This is a genomic window from Roseiconus nitratireducens (genome assembly GCF_008629675.1).
Lineage (GTDB): Bacteria > Planctomycetota > Planctomycetia > Pirellulales > Pirellulaceae > Stieleria > Stieleria nitratireducens.
Genome location: NZ_VWOX01000014.1, coordinates 151,316 through 173,038, shown reverse-complemented (window position 1 = coordinate 173,038; position 21,723 = coordinate 151,316). Strand labels below are relative to the sequence as shown.

General features: G+C 59.6%; 13 protein-coding genes and 1 tRNA gene. 11 read left to right on the top strand and 3 right to left on the bottom strand.

Annotation, left to right across the window (positions count from 1 at the left end):
* Nucleotides 1-371 precede the first annotated feature (371 nt).
* Nucleotides 372-1,799: a sulfatase family protein gene (locus FYK55_RS21985; RefSeq protein ID WP_150078761.1), complete on the top strand. Its 1,428-nt coding sequence runs from the start codon at nucleotides 372-374 to the stop codon at nucleotides 1,797-1,799.
* 284 nt (nucleotides 1,800-2,083) lie between these two features.
* Nucleotides 2,084-4,141, top strand: a complete 2,058-nt coding sequence (locus FYK55_RS21980; protein ID WP_150078760.1) for a M13 family metallopeptidase — start codon at nucleotides 2,084-2,086, stop codon at nucleotides 4,139-4,141.
* Between the two features lie 89 nt (nucleotides 4,142-4,230).
* On the opposite strand, the gene FYK55_RS21975 is transcribed toward FYK55_RS21980, so the two are convergent.
* Nucleotides 4,231-5,829 carry a hypothetical protein gene (locus tag FYK55_RS21975; protein ID WP_150078759.1) on the bottom strand — a complete coding sequence of 533 codons (1,599 nt, stop codon included), beginning with the start codon at nucleotides 5,827-5,829 and terminating at the stop codon, nucleotides 4,231-4,233.
* A 603-nt stretch (nucleotides 5,830-6,432) separates the two neighbouring features.
* Between FYK55_RS21975 and FYK55_RS21970 the strand changes: the two genes are divergently transcribed.
* The 3 genes from FYK55_RS21970 to FYK55_RS21960 all read left to right on the top strand — a co-directional run bounded on the left by FYK55_RS21970 (nucleotide 6,433) and on the right by FYK55_RS21960 (nucleotide 12,650).
* The gene (locus tag FYK55_RS21970) at nucleotides 6,433-9,636 is read left to right on the top strand and encodes a cadherin-like domain-containing protein (protein WP_235908882.1); all 3,204 of its coding nucleotides are present in this window, start codon (nucleotides 6,433-6,435) and stop codon (nucleotides 9,634-9,636) included.
* 110 nt (nucleotides 9,637-9,746) lie between these two features.
* Entirely contained in the window at nucleotides 9,747-11,498 is a 1,752-nt protein-coding gene (locus FYK55_RS21965) for a TlpA family protein disulfide reductase (RefSeq protein ID WP_150078757.1), read from the top strand.
* Nucleotides 11,499-11,603: 105 nt separating this feature from the next.
* Complete coding sequence (locus FYK55_RS21960) at nucleotides 11,604-12,650, top strand: methyltransferase (RefSeq protein WP_150078756.1); 1,047 nt, start codon at nucleotides 11,604-11,606, stop codon at nucleotides 12,648-12,650.
* A 34-nt stretch (nucleotides 12,651-12,684) separates the two neighbouring features.
* Here FYK55_RS21960 and FYK55_RS21955 read toward each other — a convergent pair whose 3' ends face one another.
* The gene (locus tag FYK55_RS21955; protein ID WP_150078755.1) at nucleotides 12,685-14,322 is read right to left on the bottom strand and encodes a hypothetical protein; all 1,638 of its coding nucleotides are present in this window, start codon (nucleotides 14,320-14,322) and stop codon (nucleotides 12,685-12,687) included.
* A gap of 263 nt (nucleotides 14,323-14,585) precedes the next feature.
* Between FYK55_RS21955 and FYK55_RS21950 the strand changes: the two genes are divergently transcribed.
* Entirely contained in the window at nucleotides 14,586-16,100 is a 1,515-nt protein-coding gene (locus FYK55_RS21950; RefSeq protein ID WP_161604677.1) for a lipopolysaccharide biosynthesis protein, read from the top strand.
* A gap of 48 nt (nucleotides 16,101-16,148) precedes the next feature.
* Here FYK55_RS21950 and FYK55_RS21945 read toward each other — a convergent pair.
* Nucleotides 16,149-16,235 (bottom strand) — tRNA-Ser (locus FYK55_RS21945).
* Nucleotides 16,236-16,403: 168 nt separating this feature from the next.
* Here FYK55_RS21945 and FYK55_RS21940 point away from each other — a divergent pair.
* From FYK55_RS21940 to FYK55_RS21920, 5 genes are all read left to right on the top strand, one after another.
* On the top strand, nucleotides 16,404-17,540 hold the full coding sequence (locus FYK55_RS21940) for a tyrosine-type recombinase/integrase (RefSeq protein WP_150078753.1): 1,137 nt from the start codon (nucleotides 16,404-16,406) through the stop codon (nucleotides 17,538-17,540).
* Nucleotides 17,537-18,061 (top strand): hypothetical protein, encoded by a 525-nt coding sequence (locus tag FYK55_RS21935; protein WP_150078752.1) that lies wholly within the window; start codon nucleotides 17,537-17,539, stop codon nucleotides 18,059-18,061. The genes FYK55_RS21940 and FYK55_RS21935 overlap by 4 nt, the downstream gene beginning before the upstream one ends.
* A 99-nt stretch (nucleotides 18,062-18,160) precedes the next feature.
* Nucleotides 18,161-18,424 carry a helix-turn-helix domain-containing protein gene (locus tag FYK55_RS21930; RefSeq protein ID WP_235908881.1) on the top strand — a complete coding sequence of 88 codons (264 nt, stop codon included), beginning with the start codon at nucleotides 18,161-18,163 and terminating at the stop codon, nucleotides 18,422-18,424.
* Nucleotides 18,425-18,512: 88 nt separating this feature from the next.
* Complete coding sequence (locus FYK55_RS21925; protein WP_150078751.1) at nucleotides 18,513-18,800, top strand: putative quorum-sensing-regulated virulence factor; 288 nt, start codon at nucleotides 18,513-18,515, stop codon at nucleotides 18,798-18,800.
* Complete coding sequence (locus FYK55_RS21920; protein ID WP_150078750.1) at nucleotides 18,797-21,079, top strand: phage/plasmid primase, P4 family; 2,283 nt, start codon at nucleotides 18,797-18,799, stop codon at nucleotides 21,077-21,079. Before FYK55_RS21925 ends, FYK55_RS21920 begins: the two co-directional genes overlap by 4 nt.
* Nucleotides 21,080-21,723: the final 644 nt, after the last annotated feature.

Below are 21,723 nucleotides of genomic sequence, written 5' to 3'. Positions count from 1 at the left end.
CCAGAGAGCAACCTGGGGCAGTCGCAAACGCCAAGCCCCTCGTGCCCGGGCTCCCGCCCGGGAACGCACTGCTGGCTGGCTCCGCCAGCTCCCCCAACGGATCACGTAGAGCCTGTTAGGCAGCCGGTTCCAAGGCCGGAGCCTTGGAACCAGAAAGCAACCAGGGGGCAGCCGCAAACGCCAAGAACCTCGTTCCCGGGCTCCCGCCCGGGAACGCACTGCAGGCTGGCTCCGCCAGCTCCCCCAACCCCTCACGTAGAACCTGCCAGGCAAACGGCTCCAAGGTCGGAGCCTTGGAACCAGGGGCGACCGGACCGTATCCTGTGTCGATCCACCAGAAATGCTCACTCGATTGTCAGTGAAACGCCGCCGTGCAACGCCCCAACATCATCTTCATCATCACCGACCAGCAGCGCTACGACACGATTGCCGGTTTGGGACACCCCCACGTCGACACCCCTCACTTGGACCGATTGGTCCGCGAAGGCGTTTCCTTCGATCAATGCCACGTGACGGCGGCATCCTGCGCCGCCGCCCGAGCCAGTTTGTTCAAGGGCTACTTCCCGCATACGACCGGGATCCTGAAAAACGCCGACCGCTGGCGTCGCAGTTGGATCGAGCGACTGAACGACGCCGGGTATTACTGCACCAACATTGGCAAGATGCATACCTGGCCCTACCTGACCGAGCTGGGGTTTCACGAACGGTTCGTGGTGGAGAACAAGGACCGCTACCTGGAAGGTCGCTATTTCTTTGACGAATGGGACAAAGCGCTGCGATTCCGCGGCCTGGTCAAGCAGCAGCGGGAGCAGTACCGAAAGCGAGATGATTACCGCTCCGCGTTGGGAGCCTTTGAGTGGCTGCTGCCGGAAGACACGCATCCGGACATGTTTGTCGGCGACATGGCCAAATGGTGGATCGAGACGACCCCCAGAAAGGACCCGCTGTTCCTGCAAATCGGCTTTCCCGGGCCGCACCCCCCCTACGACCCCATCGGGCGTTACGCGCAGGCCTACCTGGAGAAAGACCTGCCGCTGCTGCCGGTGACGGAAGAAGAACTGGATTCGCTGCCTCCCGCGCTGAAGGAGTTGCGGGTGCACAATTCCGAAATCGATCACGATTCGGTCGTGATGCCGCTGGAAGTGTCCCAACAGCAACGTCACCGACAGCGTGCGTTCTATCTGGCGAACGTCACCATGATCGATGAGAAGGTCGGTCAAATCATGAAAGCATTGGAAACGAGCGGCTACGCGGACAACTCGATTGTGATTTTCACCAGCGACCACGGCGACTGTTTGACCGACCACGGACAAAGCCAGAAGTGGACGATGTACGAGCAAATCACACGCGTCCCAATGATCATCTGGGCGCCGTCCCGGTTCCCGGGCGGCCGCAGCGTCGCCGGACTGGTCCAACAAATGGACCTGGGCCCGACCATTTTGGAATGGGCGGGTGTGGAGGTTCCGTCGGAACTGGAAGCCGTGTCGCTCGCACCCGCATTGCAGGATCCGGCAGGGTACACCGGCCGCGACTTTGTCTATTGCGAGCAAGTGAAAGATGCGATCCTGACCGGATGCGAATTCATGACCATGGTCCGTGACAAGACTCACAAACTGGTCCACTTCCTGGACGAACCCCACGGACAGCTGTTCGACCTGGTGGCCGATCCGGACGAGCTGGTCAATCGCTGGGATCACCCCGAAGCGGCCGGCGATCGAGAACGCTTGTTGACCGAACTGAGAGAATGGCGGATCCGTAGCGGTGTTCAGACAAAGGACTGGTGCCAGGAGCACCGCTAACAGGAAAGTGCCATTCAGAAGCGTAGACTCGTTCCTTCCGAGATCAACGTAGCCGCCGTCGCCAGACGATGGCACGGCTGGAATTCCCACGCTCTCGCCAAGGGCTGCGGCAACCTGTTGCAGAAACACGCAGTCCGGCGGCGGATTGCGCCGGCTTCGGTTGCCAGTCGACCGTCCATCGGCAACCATACGGCGCGTGAGGCTGCCGCGGCGGCCCGCCATTTTGTCGTCCGCCGCTGGCACACCATTCACTTCACCATCTCGCCCCGAAAACGGAGTTCCCGATGCGTCTGTCTTCCGTGTTGACTGTGTGCCTGCTGTCGATGGCCCCGGCGATCAGCCCCGAGAACTCATCGGCCGCGGAGCCCTCCCCAGAAGCCTCCGCCGGGAAAAAGGTCTCCGGAATCGATCAGTCGCTGTTCAGCGATTCGATCACTCCCGGCGACAATTTCTACCTGTACGCCAATGAGAAATGGCTGTCAGAAACCGAGATCCCGGGCGACAAATCGAATTATGGGATTTTCACGGTCCTGGATGACACCACGCGCGAGCAAGTTCGGTCATTGATTGAACAGGCGGCCGAGTCCGACGCGAAGCAGGGCACCCCGGCCCAAAAGGTCGGCGACCTGTACAACAGCGTGTTGAATCTGGACGCGAGAAACCGGGCCGGGCTGCAACCGATCGAACCCTTGCTGGAACAAATCGCCTCCGTCGATTCGCAAACGTCACTGGCACAGACGATGGGATCGCTACGCCGAGCGGGCATCGGATCACCGGTCGTTCCGTACGTCTCGGTCGACGCCCGCGACAGCGACAATTACACCGTCTACCTGACCCAGTCCGGATTGACACTCCCCGACCGCGACTACTACCTGGAAGACAAAGATCGCTACGTCGCATTGAGGGACAAGCTGCGTGAATATGCGGCCGACCTGCTCCGCACGGTCGAGCATCCGTCTCCGGAAGAAGCCGCCAAGAGCATCGTGGACATCGAAACCGCGATCGCCAAATTGCACTGGACCAAGTCGGAAAACCGTGATCCGGTCGCGACCTACAACGAACGCACTCCCGCCGAACTCGACCAGATGCTGGGGACGCTGAAGTGGTTTGAGTTCGCCGACACCGCCGGAATCGGCTCGATCGACGAGATCGTGGTTCGTCAACCTTCGTTTGTTGACGGCATGTCGGATCTATTCGAAGAGGTTTCGATCGACCGCTGGAAGGATTACCTGACGTTTCACACCATCGACGGGTTTGCCTCTGGGCTAACGGAAAAGCTGGAAAAGCGTCATTTTGATTTTCACGAGACAGAAATCAGCGGCATCACCGAGCAGCAACCGTTGTGGAAGCGGGGCGTGAACGTCACGGGAGAAGTCCTGGGCGAACTGGTCGGGCAACTGTACGTGGAAAAGCACTTCGCCCCGAAAGCCAAAAAGCGGATGAACGAACTGGTCGAGAACCTGAAGCGGGCGTTCGCGCAGCGGATCGAAACGCTGGACTGGATGGGCGAGGGCACCAAGAAACAGGCGCTCGAGAAACTGTCCATGTTCACGACCAAGATCGGCTATCCCGACGAATGGAAAGACTATGAAAAGCTGACCATCGGCGACGGGGTTTTGGCCGACCACCTACTGGCCTCGGCCGAATTCGAATACCAGCGGGACCTGGATAAGCTCGGTGGCCCCATCGATCGCAACGAATGGCACATGACGCCCCAAACGATCAATGCTTACTACAACCCGACGATGAACGAAATCGTCTTTCCCGCAGCCATTCTGCAACCGCCGTTCTTCAACCTGGACGCCGACGATGCCGTCAACTATGGCGGGATCGGATCCGTCATCGGCCACGAACTCAGTCACGGGTTCGACGACAAAGGCAGCAAGTACGACGGCAAAGGCAATCTGCGAATGTGGTGGACCGAATCGGATCGCCAAGAATTCGAACGACGGGCCGGCGGATTGGTCGAGCAATACAGCAAGTTCGAGCCGGTTGAAGGCAACTTCGTCAACGGCGAATTGACGCTCGGCGAAAACATCGGCGACCTGGGCGGATTGAATGTCGCCTATGCCGCGTATCAGTTGTCCTTGGGCGACCAGCCGGCCCCGGTAATCGACGGCCTGACCGGCGACCAGCGATTCTTCCTGGGATGGGCCCAGATCTGGCGGCGGCTGTACCGGGAGCCCGAGTTGCTGCGGCGGCTGATCGTCGACCCGCACAGCCCCAGCGAGTACCGTGTCAACGGAATCGTGCGGAACATGGACGCCTGGTATCGGGCGTTTGACGTCAAGCCGGACGACGAACTGTACCTGTCCCCCGAAGACCGGGTTCGAATCTGGTAGACCGCTCAAGTAAGCGGCGACTTACATGAGCTCCAGTCGCGAAGCGCCGACAGCCCCCGGCGGTCGGCGCAACCCGACGGATACGGCGATCATTCCGTCGCTTCGGCCGGCGGGCGTTTGACGGCCCACTGATGCACCAGCGCTAAACGCTCCTCTTCCGGACCGTAAACCATCTGCAGGGCCTCTTCTCCGCCGACGATGTCAAAGGCCATCAGCACATCGGGCTCGCTGAGCAGGTTCAGCGACTGATACAGCCGCACCTCGGCCAGCGTCCGCAGGTTCTTCCCGCCGCCACTGGCCAACAGCGTTCCGATCCTGCGTTTGGCAACTTCCGGCGTCAACGCGGGCAGATCGATCGTCTTGACTTCGCGATCGATGATGCCCATCAAGTTGGACAGCTGCTCGCTGACATATTCCCGTCCGGACATCCCGCGCAGCCGCGTCTTCTGCGCGAATTCCAACGAGTCGATCGACTTGGACACCCCGAGCGATTTGCCGGTCGGGACGTGAATCAGCCGGCAGCGACAGATGTTCTGGACAAAGTCACCACGGATGGGTTTCAGGAGCACGTCAAAGTGGAGCATCAAATCGATGCCAGCCTTGCGGGCCACCAGGGTGTTTTGATCAGAGGCGTCCTTACCCACGAACTGGATGCCGGGTCGCCAGAGCGGCAACGGTTCGGGGCTGGACTCGACGGCGTCGACGAATGCCGCCGAGATCGTTTCTTTGACGCCGGATTCGGCCGTGATATCCGTCATGGCCCGGCCAAAATCGCCCTGGGCATAGCGAGAACTGAGTTCCTCACCGAGCACGGCAATCACCAGCCCGAGCGTCTCGTCCAGTTCCGTTTCCACGGCTTCACTGAGCATCGTTCGCTCGCCGGAAGCAAGTCGTTCGGCAGGTGTTGGAGGTGCCAATGGGGCATTGTTATTTCGGCGTCCGCCCATCCCGCTGCCGAATGAGTTTTCCATCATCATCTGCTCTTGCATCATCTGCTCCTGCATCATCTGCTCTTCCTGCATCATCTGCTGCTGCATCATTTGCTCTTCCTGCATCATCTGCTGTTGCATCATTTGCTCCTGCATCGCCATGTCGCCTTCCTCGCCGGCGAAACCGCTGGAGTCAAAGCCTCCGCCGCGGGTAGCAGATTCACGGATCGGCTGGGGGTCGGTCGCCTCGCCGCGAACCGTGTAGGAGATCCCCCATCGCAATTGCCAAACGGGTCGCTTCATCAGGCGGCTGAATTTGGCCAGATTCAATTCGTTGCTGGCGTTCTCGTACTCGGCGACCATGTGGCCGAAGTACAGCTCCATCGCCAGCGGGTAATTCCCGATCGAATAGGCCACCAGGGATTCGTTGCTAAGCACCGGCCCGGACTGGACCGGCGGTGCCGCGTCGGGCGAAAGCATTTGAGACAGTTCGCCGGAACTGGACACCGAGCCGAGCGTGCTGGTCAACAGGTTGGCGACGACATCACTTGTCGAGCCGCCCCGCCGGCGTGAACCGCCGTAGCCCGAGTCGTAAGAGCCCAGCATGTCTTCCTCGCTGTAACCCAACATGTCTTCCTCGCTGTAGCCCGGATCGTATCCCGATCCTCCGGGGTCCGACTGGGGACTGGGCGGCTGGGCGACAAGCGGGTTCGACCAAAGTCCGGCGACCAGGACGACCATCGAGAATGTCAGAATCATGGCACTCGTTTTCGAAATTGCCGAGGCGAACCTGGGCAAATACCGCTCCGTAGCAGGGGCATTCGGCCGGCGGGAAACAGCGGGGGGGGATGAGAGCATCATTTTTTGGTGACCACGAAGGTTGATGCGAAAGAGAACAGCCAGAAAATTGGGCACCCGAGATGCGGGCTGGGCGTTTGGATTACGCAGGTGAGTTTGACGAATATCCGCGCCCTAACGCGTGCATTTGCGGGCAGAATCAGCTCATTTAGCGTATCATAAACGGCCCCCAGGACGAAAAGTTGGCCTGCAATCAGCTCCGGAAGGCAAAATTTTCCGACAGATTGCCAAACCGGCACCCCCGCGAGGGGAACTTATCTGATGCTGCGGTGATCAAAGATGCAGTCGACCTGACCGGGTGACGCTTCCACGGCGGTTTTTACGGCGAACCCGAACGAGATGCGATCGCGCAAACGCTCCACGACCATCGATCCAACTGGATCTGATCGCCCCAGCCCCCCCGGCCAAGAAGCCCCGGGAGAGGCGTCGGATGGCTGCTGCCCGCGACCAACCTCGCGAAATCCCGTCTCACTTCCGCGCCGTCGACGGCTGCTGATCGAACAGTTGGCCCAACGGCGGGTGTTGGCCGTGATCACCGGAGCCGTTTTTCACGATCTGGACGGGTCGCTGCGTCAGGAAGCCGGCGAAGTCCGCTTGCCGTCGCGGCTGGCCTACATCGATGCCAACCAGAACGGCACACCGGATTCTGACGAACCGTTTTCGCTGACCGATGCGGACGGGCAATTCCATTTCGACGGCTTGTCCGAAGGCATTTATCCGATTCGCCTGTTCGACGGGATGGCGGAGCAATCGCAGTCGTTCCCTGCGGAGGCCAGCGAGCATGTTCTGCCGGTAAGTTTTTCGTCAGATCCGATCTCGATGCGGCTCTCCGGGTCAACGCTGCAGGTGCTGACCGAGCAGACGCTGATCCGTGCAGAAACGTCTGGCACCCGCGCCACCGAGATACCCCTAGAATTCGCGCCCCACCAATTCGTCGCCGATCACTTGCCGGGTATCGAGGGTGCCGGTGCCGGTCCACATGCCATCATCAGCGGCGCGGATTTAAGCGACCCGAGCGACCCGACGGCGCACCTGTGGGCGATTCCGCGCGTCAGCGATCTGGTCGGTCGACTGGATCCACCACTGAACGTTTCCCTGGCTTCCGGGACGCTGACGGCCGAAACGGTCAGCGTCGGCCCGGATGGCAGCGGTGTGCTGTTGGTGGCTCCGAGTGACCCAACCCAGGGATCGCTGAACACACTCTATTCGGTTCGCCTGTCGGTCGCCGAAACAGACAGTTCGCCGGAAGCTTCGACGTCGAACATCGAAGCCGATTTGCAACCTACGCCGTGGACCGTTCCCCACAACACCCAAGTCTTGACCGCCACTTCGGCCGGCGATTCGATCGGCAGTCGCACGATCATCGCCTGGCCAACCTCCACGACCGATTCGGAATCTGGCGTGGACAACTCGGCAAACGAATCGTCTTCGCTTCAGATGGCTCTGTGGAGCAATGCCGAAGCGACCTGGATTTCGCCATCGCCCCAACAGATCGACAAGGCCACCGAGCTGATCAGTTTTGATGACGCGTCCGGTCTGCTGGCGGTGCGATACTTCGATGGCGGAATCGGCGTGCTGGACGTCGACGCCGGGTTCTCGGTCTTGCACGAGTTCTCCGATCTGCACGGTCCGGCAACGCTGATCAATGGTGGCGATGCCTTGGCGGCCGTCACCTCAGGAGAATCCGGTTCGCGGCTGACCGTTCACGACCTGCGCGGCGGTCAATTGCTGGTCGAACACCCGCTGCGGTTGGCGGACATCGGCACCCCGATTCAGATCATTTCTGGCGACTCGGTTCAATCGTTCTACGTTTTGGGCCAGAACGGAGTTGCCAGCGTTCAATTCAATCTCCCGACCGCCCACCGCGTCGAGATCGAAAACGCCTCGCAAGTCGTCAACGTGGATTTTGGGATCCAAACGCTGGGTCTGAACCATTCGCCCGAGGTGCCCGATCGATTGGAGCTGGATGGTTTGGAGGACAAGGGAGTCGTGCTGAGCGCCGCGGACCTGGCGGCGGCCGTCACCGATGCGGACCAGGATCGTTTGATTTCCTTGATCGCCAGCGGCCCGAGCAACGGCACAGCCAGCATCAACTCCGATGGGGACATCACCTACCAGCCCGACGCCAATTTCTTCGGCGCGGATTCGTTTTCGATTCAGCTACATGACGGTCAAAGTGTCTCGTCACCGATCACCGTCTCCGTTTCGCTTAAATCGGTCCCCGACGTGCCCGGCGGCGTGACGTTGATCGACGGCGAGATACCCGAACATGCCGCGGATCTCACCACGGTGGGCTCGCTGCAGATCAACGATCCGGATCCCTCCAACGATTACGACCTTTCGGTATCCGATCCGCGGTTCAAAATTGAGAACGGATCGCTGGTCCTGGTGCACGGCCCGCTGAACCACGAATTCGAACCTGAGATTTCGATGACGATCTCGGGATACGATTTCGGGGCGGAACAGTATTTCTACGCCGAAGTGACGATTGCCGTCTTGGACGAGAATGATCCGATCGTCTACTTGGGCGCCTACGAACCGGATGTGATGGAAAACCAGCCGGGGATATTTGTGGCACAGTTTCAGGCGTTCGACGAAGACGACGACACGCTGACGTACAGCGTCGATGACGACCGCTTCCTGATGGACGAAGAGAAACTGTACCTGAAGCCGGACCAGGCGTTGGATTTCGAGGCGGAGCCTTTTGTCACCGTGACGGTCTCCGCGGACGACGGCCACGGCAGCTCTCTGTCGACCGATTTGAAGATCAACGTCTACGACATGCCGGAGGCTTTGGGCGCGATCACTTTGTCCAATCAGACGGTGATGGAATTGAAGCCGGGCGCCACCGTGGGGACGGTCCAAATCGCGGGCGGAGCGATTGCCAACAACCACCTGGTCAGCGTCGATGATCAGCGGTTCGAGATCGACGGTTCGACGCTGAAGCTACGCGACGGTGAATGGGTGCAACGCAGCGTCGCGGAGCAGATCGAGCTGACGATCTCGGCCGAGGATACGGCGCACTTGTCGCCATCGGTGTCTGAAAGTTTCGTGATCGAAGTGCTGCAGAACCAGTCCGCGTTTCACAACGTCGATGTCCCACAGGACGTCGACGGCAACGGCGTCGTCAGTCCCATCGACGCGCTGACCATCATCAATTACTTGAACATTTACGGCCCCGGAGAAATTGGTCCGGGAGACCCCAGTTTCGGATACGACGTCAACGGCGACAACGATATCACGCCGCTGGACGCACTGTTGGTGATCAATTTCCTGAACACCGCCCAAAACTCCACCGGTTCCGTCTCAGGGCCGCCGTCAGGCGAGAACGTCCCGGCCACCCCGGCCGAGGGCGAACCAGACACCCCCGACGGGCTGCGAATCGCGGGCCCGGACGGCGAAGGAGAAGCAGCTCCGGCCGATTCCCAGCCGCTGCAGCGACAGGCCGGCGCGGGCAGCGTGGCCGGGATCAACGATGCTCCGGTAACGGACCCCGAGTCCGGAACGCCGACGGCCGATGATCCGAATCTCGCGGAATCGAATCGCGCCGATGCTCCCACGACGCCTCGTCTTCGCCGGATTGTCGTGGCCCGGGATGCTGCCCTGCAATCGAGTGATTGGCTGGACAGCCGCAAGCGGGACGAAACGGACCCGCAGGTCGCGCGGGCGGTGAACGATCTGCTGAAGCTCCTGCATAGACGCGTCTGATCGCGAGCGTCTGAGAACCGGGGCGGTGCGGGAATTGGGGCGGTCGCGGAATCCGGATTTCGATATGATTTCCGCGCTCTGTGCTTCATCCCCAAATCAGGCGCCCCGCTATGCATTGCGAACATCGTTCCGTCCGGCGCGCAATTCGTCTTCGATCCAAGATTCGATCACTCGGACTCCTCGCCGGACTGCTACTGTTTTTCGGTTGCTCCCCGAACCAGTCCGAACCGGATGCGAATGCCCAAACGGTTGCCGAGAACGGTTCGCCGAAGAATCGCGTCGCGGCGTTGCCACCGGGCCAACAGGTCGACAGCCCGCAATCACCGGCCGCCGGCGAATCCGACGCGCAAGGTTCGTCGACGGCAGCGGACGACGCCGAAGAGCTGGTGCCGCCGCCACCAGGTGCGGCGGACGACACAACCGCCGAAGACGGACAATCGAAAACCGGATTCCCGCTTGCCGACCCGTCCCAAAACCGTGTTCGAATCAATGACGGGACAGCCCCGGGCCAGCAAACTCTGCCGGCGAAGCTGAACGATCGCGCCCTGCGTGACGACCTGACGCCTGCCGAGCTGTCCCAATTCTTGCAGGATGCCGACCGCGACATGCAGTTGCTTTCTTCCGGCAAAACGGGAATCAAGGACGAAGTCGAAATCGCGGAGATGATGCAGGCGATCGCGCGTAAAAAACTGGAAGCATCTCTGATGCTGAAAAAACATTCTGATGCCAGCGACACTCAACGGGTCGAAGGCATTCGCGGGCAGTTGCAAGCCCTCTCGCATCTGGCCGCGATGGGCGACCTGCCGTCGGCCAATGCCTTGGAAGCGTTGGCCAAGGAAAACCTTTCGGCGGAGGACCCCAGCGTGGTCATGGACAGCCGAATCGTCTTGATCGGATTCGCCATCGATTCCCTGCAGGCGGGCCAGGAAGGGGCTGCCGACGAGATTGTCTCGCTCGTCAGCGACTTGACCCAGAATCCGTCCTCGGACATTCCGGCGGTGATGATCATGGGCCAGGCGCGGCAAATGTTGTCGCGCTACGGCCAGATCGATCAGGCCGTGGCAGTGCGTGAAAAGCTACTTTCACTCTACGGCAACTCGTCCAACACCCTGGTGGCAAGAATCGCCGCGGAAGCGGCAGGTGTTGCAACCTTCGACTCCACCGACCGACTGCTGGCCGCCATCCTGAAAAACGAAAACGTGGCGTTGGCCAGATGGACGGACGCTGTCTTGGAACTGATCGACGAATCCCCCGACATGAGCGCGGTCCAGTACCTGGCCGGTGCAGCGCTGCGTCTTGAAGCGGCCGGGCGGGACAAGTTCGTCGACGAAACCTATTCGATTCTGGACGAGCAATTCACGGATCCGGACGCCGCAACGACACGCGAAATTCAACTGGCCCAGGACGCCCGGCAGGCGCGGCAAAAGGTGATCGGGCGGATCTTTGATCCCGAAGGGTTGCCAAGCGTGGAAGGCACCGACATCAAGATGAAGGACTACCGAGGAAAAGTCGTGCTGATGCCATTTTGGGCAGTCAGCTTTCCGACTTCATTGCAGATCATTCCGATGTTGAAGCAAATCCGCGACCAGCATCCCGAGAAGGTCGCGATCGTCGGGATGAACTTGGATGCCGAAGGCGCTCCGTTGAAAGAGTTTCTGGCCGAAGCCGAAATGGATTTCCCCAGCTATCGCAGCGTCTCATCGGCGACCGAGAACGTGGCCAATCCGGTCGCTCTGCAGTTCGGGCTTGTGTCCATGCCCTTCGTCGCGGTGTTGGACCAGGAATCCCGTGTGGTCGCCTTGGATTTTACGGGCGAAACGGTCCAGAAGACCGTCCGGGCGTTGCTGGGATCGAATCCGTAGCATCCGCGGTCGCCTTCCGTCGCATTCCCAATCGGCGCTCGCGATCCGCGGCAGCCAACCGCCCGCGGAACTCTGTCGGCATCCTCTCCAACGTCTTACCCGAGCATGAAAACTGACCTGTCGAAGAATCCTCATACCGACCCGGCGCTGTTGCTGCGATATCGTGATCGCCAGTACGCCGCCGACATGCTGGCCGTCGCGATCGGCAAGCTAAACCTGTTCACTTGGATTGATCGACAGGGGCAGGTGGACACGTCGGCCATCGCAGCCGAGTTTGGACTCGCGGCGCGTCCACTGGATGTCCTGCTGACGCTGTGCCGGGCGAGCGGGTTGGTCCGCACCGATCCCGAAACGCAGCAACATCGTTTGACGCCCCTGGCTAGCGAGTATCTGGTCGAGGGTTCGCCGTGGTTTTTGAGACCTTACTACGCGCCGATCGTTGATTCCGCGATCGCCCAAGGTTGTCTGCAGGTTCTGCAACACGACCGCCCCGCGAACTGGCAAGCCAAGGACGATGGCAGCGACTGGCACGAATCGATGATGGACGAAGGGTTTGCCAAGAGCTTTACGGATCTGATGAATTGTCGCGGTACCGCGATGGGGCAGGTGTTGGCCGACACGGTCGCTCCATTGATCGCTGATGTGAGTCACCTGTTGGATGTCGGAGGTGGCTCCGGCATTTACTCGTCGACGATGGTCGCCAAACACCCGCATCTGCGCGCCACCGTCCTGGAGCAACAACCCGTCGATCGTCTGGCACGGCAAGAAGTTGCTCGCCACGGATTGGAAGAACAGATCGACGTCATCACCGCGGACATGTTCCGCGACGCCTGGCCGTCGCCGACCGATTGCGTGTTGCTATCCAACGTGCTGCACGACTGGGACTTTCCCGAGATTCGCCAATTGATCCAGCGAGCCTCGGACGTGCTTCCGGCCGGCGGGCACCTCCTGATTCACGAAACCTTTCTGGAGGACGACAAGTCAGGTCCGTTGCCGGTCGCGGAGTACTCCGTCCTGCTGGTGAACATCACGCGGGGGAAATGCTACAGCGCGGCGGAGTACCGAGAGATTCTGGAGCAATTCGGATTTGCGGTCGGTCCGTGTCGGCCGACCCTCAGCGACCGCGGCGTGCTGACGGCAAAGAAACGCTAGCTCGGCAAAGCATCCCCGCCGCTAGACGCCTGAATCACTGCAAACAGGCAGACTGGACCGGCGCGGGCGGGTACTGAAATCGTCCGTAGGGCTTGGCTTGGACGTCAATCTCACTTCCATCATTGGGAGGTGTGATGGCGGCCAGATGCCGTCGTGCCAGGTGAACCACGTCCGTCATTTCAGCTGGATCGACTTCGACCACGCCGGAGTCTCGCTTTTCGGCTTCGCCGACCACGGCGGCCAGGTGCATCGATAACATCTGTTTCGGATCGTCCGACTTGGCGGATTGAACCAGGCAGGCTGCGGTGGGGCGTCGCTGCTCGCTAGCGGCGTTGGCTGAAAGCGTGATCACCGGCAGTCCGTTCTCAAGCACGCTGACCAGCATCACCGTGAGGCGATCCCGTTCGCCGTCCAGTTCCATCTCGCTGACGACCATCGACTGACATCCAAGCTGAACCGTTGCGGGCATCAACGCCGTCTCCAATTGCCATTGGAGCGATTCAGGCGGCGTGAACCCGGCCGCCTCCAGCACGTCTGCGCGTTCTTTCAACTCGCCGATCAGCGGGATCGATCCGGCCGAGACCAACACGTCATCTTCGTACAAGATGATTTGCGCGACGGGCTCCATGGAACACGCCTGCTCCCAAGTCATCCTTCTGCCGTCGCGTGACTGCTTCGACTTGCGTTCCGGTTTCGATCCGCCCATCGAAGCGAACGAACGTGTCGTGATTTGGATCGGAACTGCCAGCACGGCGGCCAGCCCCGTGAACAGCGACGCGAACCCGAAGGCGTGGTACACCGGGTCGCCAATGGCCGTTCCGAAATGCCCTTTCAAAACCAGTTGATTGTAGCCGTCGGCCATCAGCACCAGTCCGATGGCAATGTACAGCAGGCGAGTCTGTTTGGAGCCTCGCCCGTTTCGAAGCGGGTAACCGACCAGGCTGACCAGGGCCGGGACCGGTGCCACCAACCACGTCCAGATCCCGGGACGACCGCTGCCGCACAAGATCAATCCGACCGAGAGGGCAAACCCGGCCAACAAGAATCGCTTGTGCGCTCGATCGACGTCCAAGATCGCGTCGACCGGTGTGAACTGATAGACAACGTCCGGTTTCTGACTCAGGGGTTGAGCGGACCGGCCCGAAATCGTTGCGATCACTTGTCGAATCAGACCGTGGTGCGTTTCATTGCTGACCACGCCGGTCAACGATCGGGAATCGCCGATTTGCTGGAATGCCCGATCAATCAGGTAGCGTTGCCGCGGGATTGAAACGGTCGCTGGAGGCGACTGTCGATCGGTTCCTGCGGGGACCACGCGGGCGTCGACCAGTTCGTCATCGAACAACCGCTCGTCAATCAAATCGACAAGCTGCGCCGTGCGTGGGTCAAACGACTGCAGGGTCGGCTCGGCCTGTTCCGCTTCCTTGGGATCGACACTCAGGTCGACAACATCCACATCGACCAGACGGATGTAGGGGTGATCCCCGTACCCCTGGTCGACCAACGTCTCCCAGCTGATCTCCAGCGGCTCACCCTGCGTCAACAATGCCAGGTGGTACTCGTGCGACATGCACACCATTCCCAGCAACAGCCCGCAGGTGGCCAACGTCCCACCGACAATCACTCGAAACGGTCGCGAAGGTTGGCAGACGTGATTCGACTTGTGACTCATCAAGAACTCAGCTCACGTTCGATCGTTAGATTTGCACGGAGATTCCCCCGCTGCTCCGCCTAGAACCTAGCTTGAAAAGAGCGACCGCAGCCGCCGCCTGAGCTCAGTTCATCAACCTTCATTTGGAACAACCGATACAATCGGCCAAGGAGCCGTCCGGGCGGGGGAATTGGACCGAGCGTGCCGTTTGCCGGTCGCGATTCGCTCACCGCGGTGCCATGGTTCGACGGTGCATTCTCCGTCCCGGCTTTCATGCGTGTGCCGTGCCATCATCTTCCGACCACGACGACTTTGATCGCGGCAGCTTTGCCGCCGATTCGCTTGCCACCGGATTCCTGGTCATGTTGGCGATGACCGTGGTGCAGCGTTCGTTCGGCTTTTTTCGCGGGATCTGGTTTTGCCGGTTGTTGGAAGATGCCTCCGTCGGCCAATGGGCGATGGCCTTTGGGTTCATCACCATGATCAGCCCGATCATGCTGTTGGGGATGCCGGGATCACTGCCGCGTTATGTCGAACATTATCGGGTCCGTGGCCACCTGCGTGCCTTTGTGCGTCGCCTGGGCATCTCGACGGCGGTCTGCGCGGTCCTGTTCTCGGTCGCGGTTGCCGCCCGACCGGCGTGGTTCGGATGGCTGATCTTTCTGCAGCCGGACAATTTGGATCTGGTTCGTGCGGTCGGGATCGCCGTGATCGCGATCATCGCCTTCTACTTCGTTGGCGAACTGGTTTCCGCGTTGCGGCAAGTCCGCGTTGTCTCGCTGATGCAATTCACGCAAAGCGTTACGTTCACCTTCCTGGGGATCGGCTGGCTGGTGTCCGGTGGCGGCATCGTGGGGCTGGTGCTGGTGTTCGCCCTCGCAACCCTGCTGGCGATCGCGCCCGGGATGCGGACGCTGGTGCGTGGCTGGAAAGGATTACCGCAAAGTGAAGATCCGTTCGATGCCAGCGTCATGTGGCGTCGCATCGTTCCCTACGCGTCGGCCATCTGGGCGATGGACGTGCTGGCCAACCTGTTTGAAATGTCCGATCGCTACATGATTTTGCATCTGTCGCCGGGCGGGGACCTGGCCGGGCAGGCTGCGGTGGGTCAGTATCACAGCGGACGCATGATCCCAGTCCTGTTGATCAGCCTGGCATCGATGCTCAGCGGCGTGTTGTTGCCGTACCTGTCGGCCGATTGGGAGGCGGGACGTCAGACGCAGATTCCGCGTCGGCTGAGATGGATTCTGACCGCCGTCAGCGCCTCGTTCACACTCGGAGCTGCGCTGGCGTTGCTTGCGGCTCCGACGATGTTCGAAACGCTGTTGGAAAACCGCTACCAAGCCGGGCTGACCGTGCTGCCGATGGCATTCACGTTCTGCATCTGGTCCGCCCTGGTCACGATCGCACAAAACTACCTGTGGGTCGTCGAACGCGGGCACTGGGTGGCGGCGGCGCTGGGCGTGGGTCTGATCGCCAATCTGGGATTCAACGCAGCCCTGCTTCCGGTGTGGGGACTGCAGGGCGCCGTGGTCGCAACACTGGCGTCACACGGCATCGTCTTGGTCGGGATTTGGTTCGCCCTACGGCGTTGGGGCTATGACTTGGACCGGACAACGCTGTATGCCAGCCTGTGGCCGGCGGCGCTGCTGGCCGGCCCCTGGGTCGCAATCGCTTGCGTCCTCGCCACGCTGACGGTTAGCGGCGAACTCCGATCGATCTTTGCCGAAGCCGGCATCGCCCAATGGTGCAACCGTTGGGCAGGTCGCTGGCGTCAGCAGCCGGACCCGTCGGGCTAGCAATCTCGCCCAAGAAAGCCGACCGACTTTTGGGACCGACGGCAGCAGCGGATGGGGTGGGATTCGAACCCACGGTAGAGTTTCCCCTACGCTAGTTTTCAAGACTAGAGCCTTCGACCACTCGGCCACCCATCCGGTTGCGTTTTCTCTATAAGAGAAACGACTTCTCGGCGGCTAATTGACAGCAAAGCCAAGCCACCTTACCCTTTCTTCTACCCTTTTGGGGTCAAAAAAGGTGGTTTTGCCCGCTGGTAACGAGCAAAACCGCACACCACCTACCCGTTACAGCAAGAAGGTGATGCGATGGCTCAGTCTACATCCAGACGCAAAAAGCGGAAAGTACCGCTCTCTATTCACAAGGCGTCCGGTCTCTGGTGCAAGGTACGAAAGGGTAAACGCCACTACTTCGAGAAGGTTGCCGACGACCCCGAAGGCACCGAATCGCTTGCCCAGTGGTACGAACTGCTCGCCGGCAAGGAACCCAAGCGAAACGGCATCACCACCATCAAGGACGTGGCGGAAGCTTGGATGCAAGACAAGCGGGACTTGCTGGATGCGAAGGAGCCCGAGCTAGTTCAGGACACGTTCGACTTCTACAAGAAATCCTGCGAGCTGGTTTTCGAATCGCTCGGCAAGGACACTGACGCCGAATCGCTGACCCCCAAAGACTTCGCCCAACTGCGGCGAGACCTCGCTAAGCGATACGGTCCGACCGCCCTGAAGAATCGCATCGGCAACGTCCGGTCGATGTTTAATTTTGCGGTCGATGAGGGGCTACTTAAGAAGCCCGCTCATTTTGGAAAGCGATTCAAGCCGCCGGCGGCAAAGGTGATGCGGCGGGTGCGGCTCAAAAAGGGTGACCAAGACTTCACCGCTGGGGAAATCCATACCTTTCTCGATAAGGTGGAACCCAAGTGGCGGGCGATGATTCTGCTCGGCGTTCAGGCTGGATTCGGAAATGAAGACGTGGCGTTTCTCAAGTCCGAGTTCATCGACCTGGAATCCGGGTGGCTGAACTGGCCACGGGAGAAAACTGCCACGAAGCGGCGGGTGCCGTTGTGGGCGGAGACGATTCAGGCAATCCGGGACACCATCGAAAGCCACCCTGGAGGCTCTGACTACCTTTTCGTTGGCAACCGGGGGCGTGATTACATCGACTACAACCGAACGGGCAACAACCGCATCTCTGGAGCGTTCAAGCCCGTCCTGAAGTCCGTGGGGCTGCCTGAGACGGGCAGGGGCTTCTATTGCTTCCGTCGAACGTTCGAGACGCAAGCCGAAGCGTGCGGCGACATCATCGCAGTTAAACACGTCATGGGGCACATCCCGGGCGAGAATGACATGTCAGCCCGCTATCGCCAGCGGGTAGTTGATAAGCGATTGCGGCGGGTGGTCGAGACGGTTCACGGCTGGCTCTATGGCGAGGAGGTGGACCAATGAGACTTGATAGAGAACTGATTGAATTGGCGACCGAGCTCCGAAGGGAACACATTCTGGGGATGGACATCCTCGCCGGCTGGCGGGAATCACTCGGTACCGAAACCCAAGGACGCTATTCCGCACTAGTTGCCCGATACAACGGCCAGAAAAGGCAGCGGGCGACCGAACTTCGAGCCCTTGCTGAGCACGCTGACAAGTCTTCAGCAGCGGAGATTTACAAACTGGCGTTGAAACTCCAAACAACTCGAGAGGATGTCTCGGACGCAATAATCGAAATTGCTTCAGCCATTCCAAAGCAAAACGGGGGCTATCCGTGGCCCAAGGATTACCCCGCTGACCGTTGGATTTTCGAAAACATCGGCTCTATGAAGTTCAACGAGGTGAAAGCCGAACTAGAAAAGCGAAAAAAATCTGACGGCTGGAAAGTTCCGATGACTCGACCAGCCATCAAGGAGCGTGCTCGGCGTTATGCGGAACACCACGAATTGACCACGCCAGACTTCAACGAAAACAACCGTTGAATCCGGGGTGAAAGCGGGTGAAAGTCTCGCTCGCTTTCAGTTTTCAAACGCAAAACATGCGGCAGAATCCCAGCGTCTCATGCAAAGGGAGTCTATCGCATGTTGTCGCAACAATTCTTCACACCACCCCAGGCGGCCGAGCTACTTGGGGTGAAGCCCGACAAAATCCTGGGCTGGATTCATTCGGGCGAGCTGCCCGCATCAAACGTTGCCAAAGTTCCGAACGGCGAGCGTCCCCGGTGGCGAATCGCTGAGAACGACTTGGGGCGTTTTCTTCTCCATCGCCGCAACCCGGCGTCTGTTGAGCCGAAGCCATCACGCAAACGTCGCACGACGACCAAGCGTGAGCCCATCTTCGATTGAACGAAAAAGCCCGCTCGGCTGGAAGCAACAGCCGGCGGGCAAATGGTCAACACACGGAAGATTTGGAGGACCGTTCACAGTGTACCGAATGCCCTTTGGACAATACAAGGGAAAGCCGTTTGATGAAGTTCCTGACGACTACATCCAATGGCTATTCAAGAACGTCGATTTGCGTCCGCCTCTGAGCATTTACGTGCTGCGTCGATTGTCGCAGCAACGGTCGCCAGAGACCGAAATCCATCGACGACACCAGCCCGACCTCCGGGCACTTCGACGCCGCTTCTCGGCGAAATACCACCCCGACCGGAAAGGCGGTTGCAGGAATGCAATGACAGCCGTCAACGAATTAATTGATGAATTGGAGTCTAATCAATGAGCACAGCAACGGATTTGATAGTTCCCGATGAGCTACGGGAGCGGAAGCAATGGTGTACGTGGTACATCAACCAAGACGGCAACAAGGTGCCGACGACGCCCAGCGGGATGACGTTTCGGTCGAATGACCCCGCAACCTTTGCGACGTTCACCGAGGCGACATCAAAGGGGGCTCACGTTGGCTTCGTCATAACACCCGATGACCCCTATACCGGCATCGACCTTGATAACTGCCTGGATGCGAAAGGCGAGCTCAGGGAATGGGCGGTGCCGATTGTCACCAGACTCGATGGCGTTGGCTTCGCCGAAGTATCGCCGAGCAAAAGGGGCATCAAGTTTGTTGTTCGTGGTGCGAAGCCCGAGGGGGCACGATGTACCAAAAAGTTTGGCGGCAATAAACAACAGATGGAGGTTTATGACTTCAATCGGTTCTGGACCATCACTGGCGACACCTACGCCGGCAATGCGACGATTGCCGAGAACGGGCAACACGCTGTTGATTGGATTTGCAGCGAGTTTCTGATGCCCGAGGTGGAGAAGCCACCAGAGCGGAAGCAACGTCCCAAGTCCGCCCCAGACACGACGACGCCGATTCTCGAAATCCTCCAAGCGTACGCAAGCGGAGCCGACGCCCCCGCAAAAGGCGATCGGAACAATTCAGCGTTCCGATTGGCGGGAAACCTGTTTGCACTTCGTGACGAAAGCGGAGCTGGACCAAGCCACGATGACGTTTTGGACGTGGTTAATCAGTGGAACGACAGTCTGCCGGACCCATTGCCGGAAAGGGAGATTGCCCAGGTGGTCAGAAGTGCGGCGACCAATGGCACGCCACGACCAGAGAAGCATCGAAAGCCCAGCGGCCGGAAACGCCAACCTAAAGCCGATGGCGACACCAAGCCCGAATGCTATTCGTGGATTGAAGACGACGAGCAACGCAACGACAGCGAGCTTGCAACGCTCTTCGTGAACCGATTCGAAGACCGATTCCGATACGTTCCGCAGTGGGGCAAGTTCATCGTCTGGGATGGCAAGCGGTTCAAGGTGGACCCTGACCAAAGCTACGTGCTGAACATCGTTCGGGAGTTTGCTCGCTCGTTGTGGGATGACCTGGCGGCATTCGTGAAAGAGCGACACCCCGACGAAAAAGACATCAAGGCGGGGTACAGTGAGATTCGCCGAATCAACAACGTCCGCGGCTTGGAAGCGGTTCTGAAGTGTGCAAGGTCTGACAGCCGAGTCGTTGTCGATGTTGCCGACATCAACGCAGACCCATTTCTAATCAATCTGCAAAACGGCACGTTTGAATTGCTGACCGGGAGATTCCGGGAGCACCGGCAATCAGACCTCATCACGCAGATTGCTTCGGTCGACTATGACGAGAACGCAACCTGCCCCGAGTGGAAGAAAACCATCGGGCTGGTCACTGGCGGCGATGAAGACCTCGCCATCTACTTGCAACAGCTGTTCGGCTACTCGATGACCGGCGACACCGGAGAAGCGATTCTGCCGATTGCTTACGGCGACGGATGCAACGGGAAATCGACAATCTGGAATGCGTTGGTTGAACTGCTCGGCGATTACGCAACGGTCGCCGGCGAGTCATTGCTGCTTGGACGTTCCAGCGAACACGCCAGCAACATCGCTTCGCTTTACGGTCAACGCTTGGTTGTCATTGCCGAGCCCGACCAGGAACAGCCATTGCGTGAAGCACGGATGAAGGAACTGACCGGCGAGAAGTTCATCACCGCTCGAAGGATGCGAGAGGATTGGTGGACGTTCCAGCGGACCCACACTTTCTTTGTCGCCTGCAACCACCTACCGAAGATTCGGGGCACCGACCAAGGCGTCTGGCGTCGAATCAAACAGATTCCATTTACGCAAGACCTGAGCAAGGTCGAAGGGCTGACGATTCGCAAGGCGTTCAATGAGTGGCTGGTCGCCAACGAGGGTCCCGGAATCCTCAACTGGATGATTGACGGGCTGGCTCTGTATCTCGGGGCTGGTCGGAAGTTTCTGCAAGCGAAAGCCGTCACCGATGCGACGATTCAGTATCAGCAGAGCGAAGACCCGTTGCAGGAATTCATCGACGAATGCTGCGAGATTGGACCGGGGCTGGAGGTCACTGCGAGACGGCTCCACCAACACTACAAGGACAACGGCGGCACGATGACATCCACCATGTTCGGTCGGGAGATGTCACGTCATCACAGCAAGAGCAAGGCATCTAATGGTCCAAATCGCGGCCGTTGGGTGTACGCCGGAATCTCAATTCGGAGCTAAGTGTTCCGAGTTGTTCCGAGTTACATGTTCCGTCCCTAAGAAAACACTCCTCCTAGGCGACTAACGAACTAACCCGGAACAACCTGGAACATCCACCCCCATGGATGAACCTAAACCCTTGGCACGTATGGTGTTAGTCGAAATTGACGACAAAAGACGCATCCTGGCTGGTCACGATGAAACCACGGGCGATTCCGTCTACGTCCTGCGGAAAGATTCGGGCGGTCATTACGCCCTTTTTTCCATCACTATCAGCGATGACATCCAAGCCCTTCGGTCATTCGTTGACGGCAGCGAGAGCGAGGCGTGGGAGCTTCGCCGGGCAATCCAAGAGACGATCACGAAGCCACCACGGAAGCGGAGGGCGAAGCGATGAGAACCGGACGGACTGTATTATCAACCGCGCGGGCTCGCCAACCGCAGACACCTAATGGTCGGCTTCGGAAGGACCCAAGGTGCAGCCGCCCCCAGGCCCCCATGATTCTACTGCTGGTTGAAGAGGTGTCTAACTTGCGGGACTCGCTGCCGCGAAAGCATGGCAGGCGACCACGGAAGGACCCGGTGCCCCGCTTGGGTCCTTCTGGCAGGGTCAACCGTCCTCTCGCGGCAAGCGAGCCCGCGCCTTTGAAACACAGAAAGCAAGC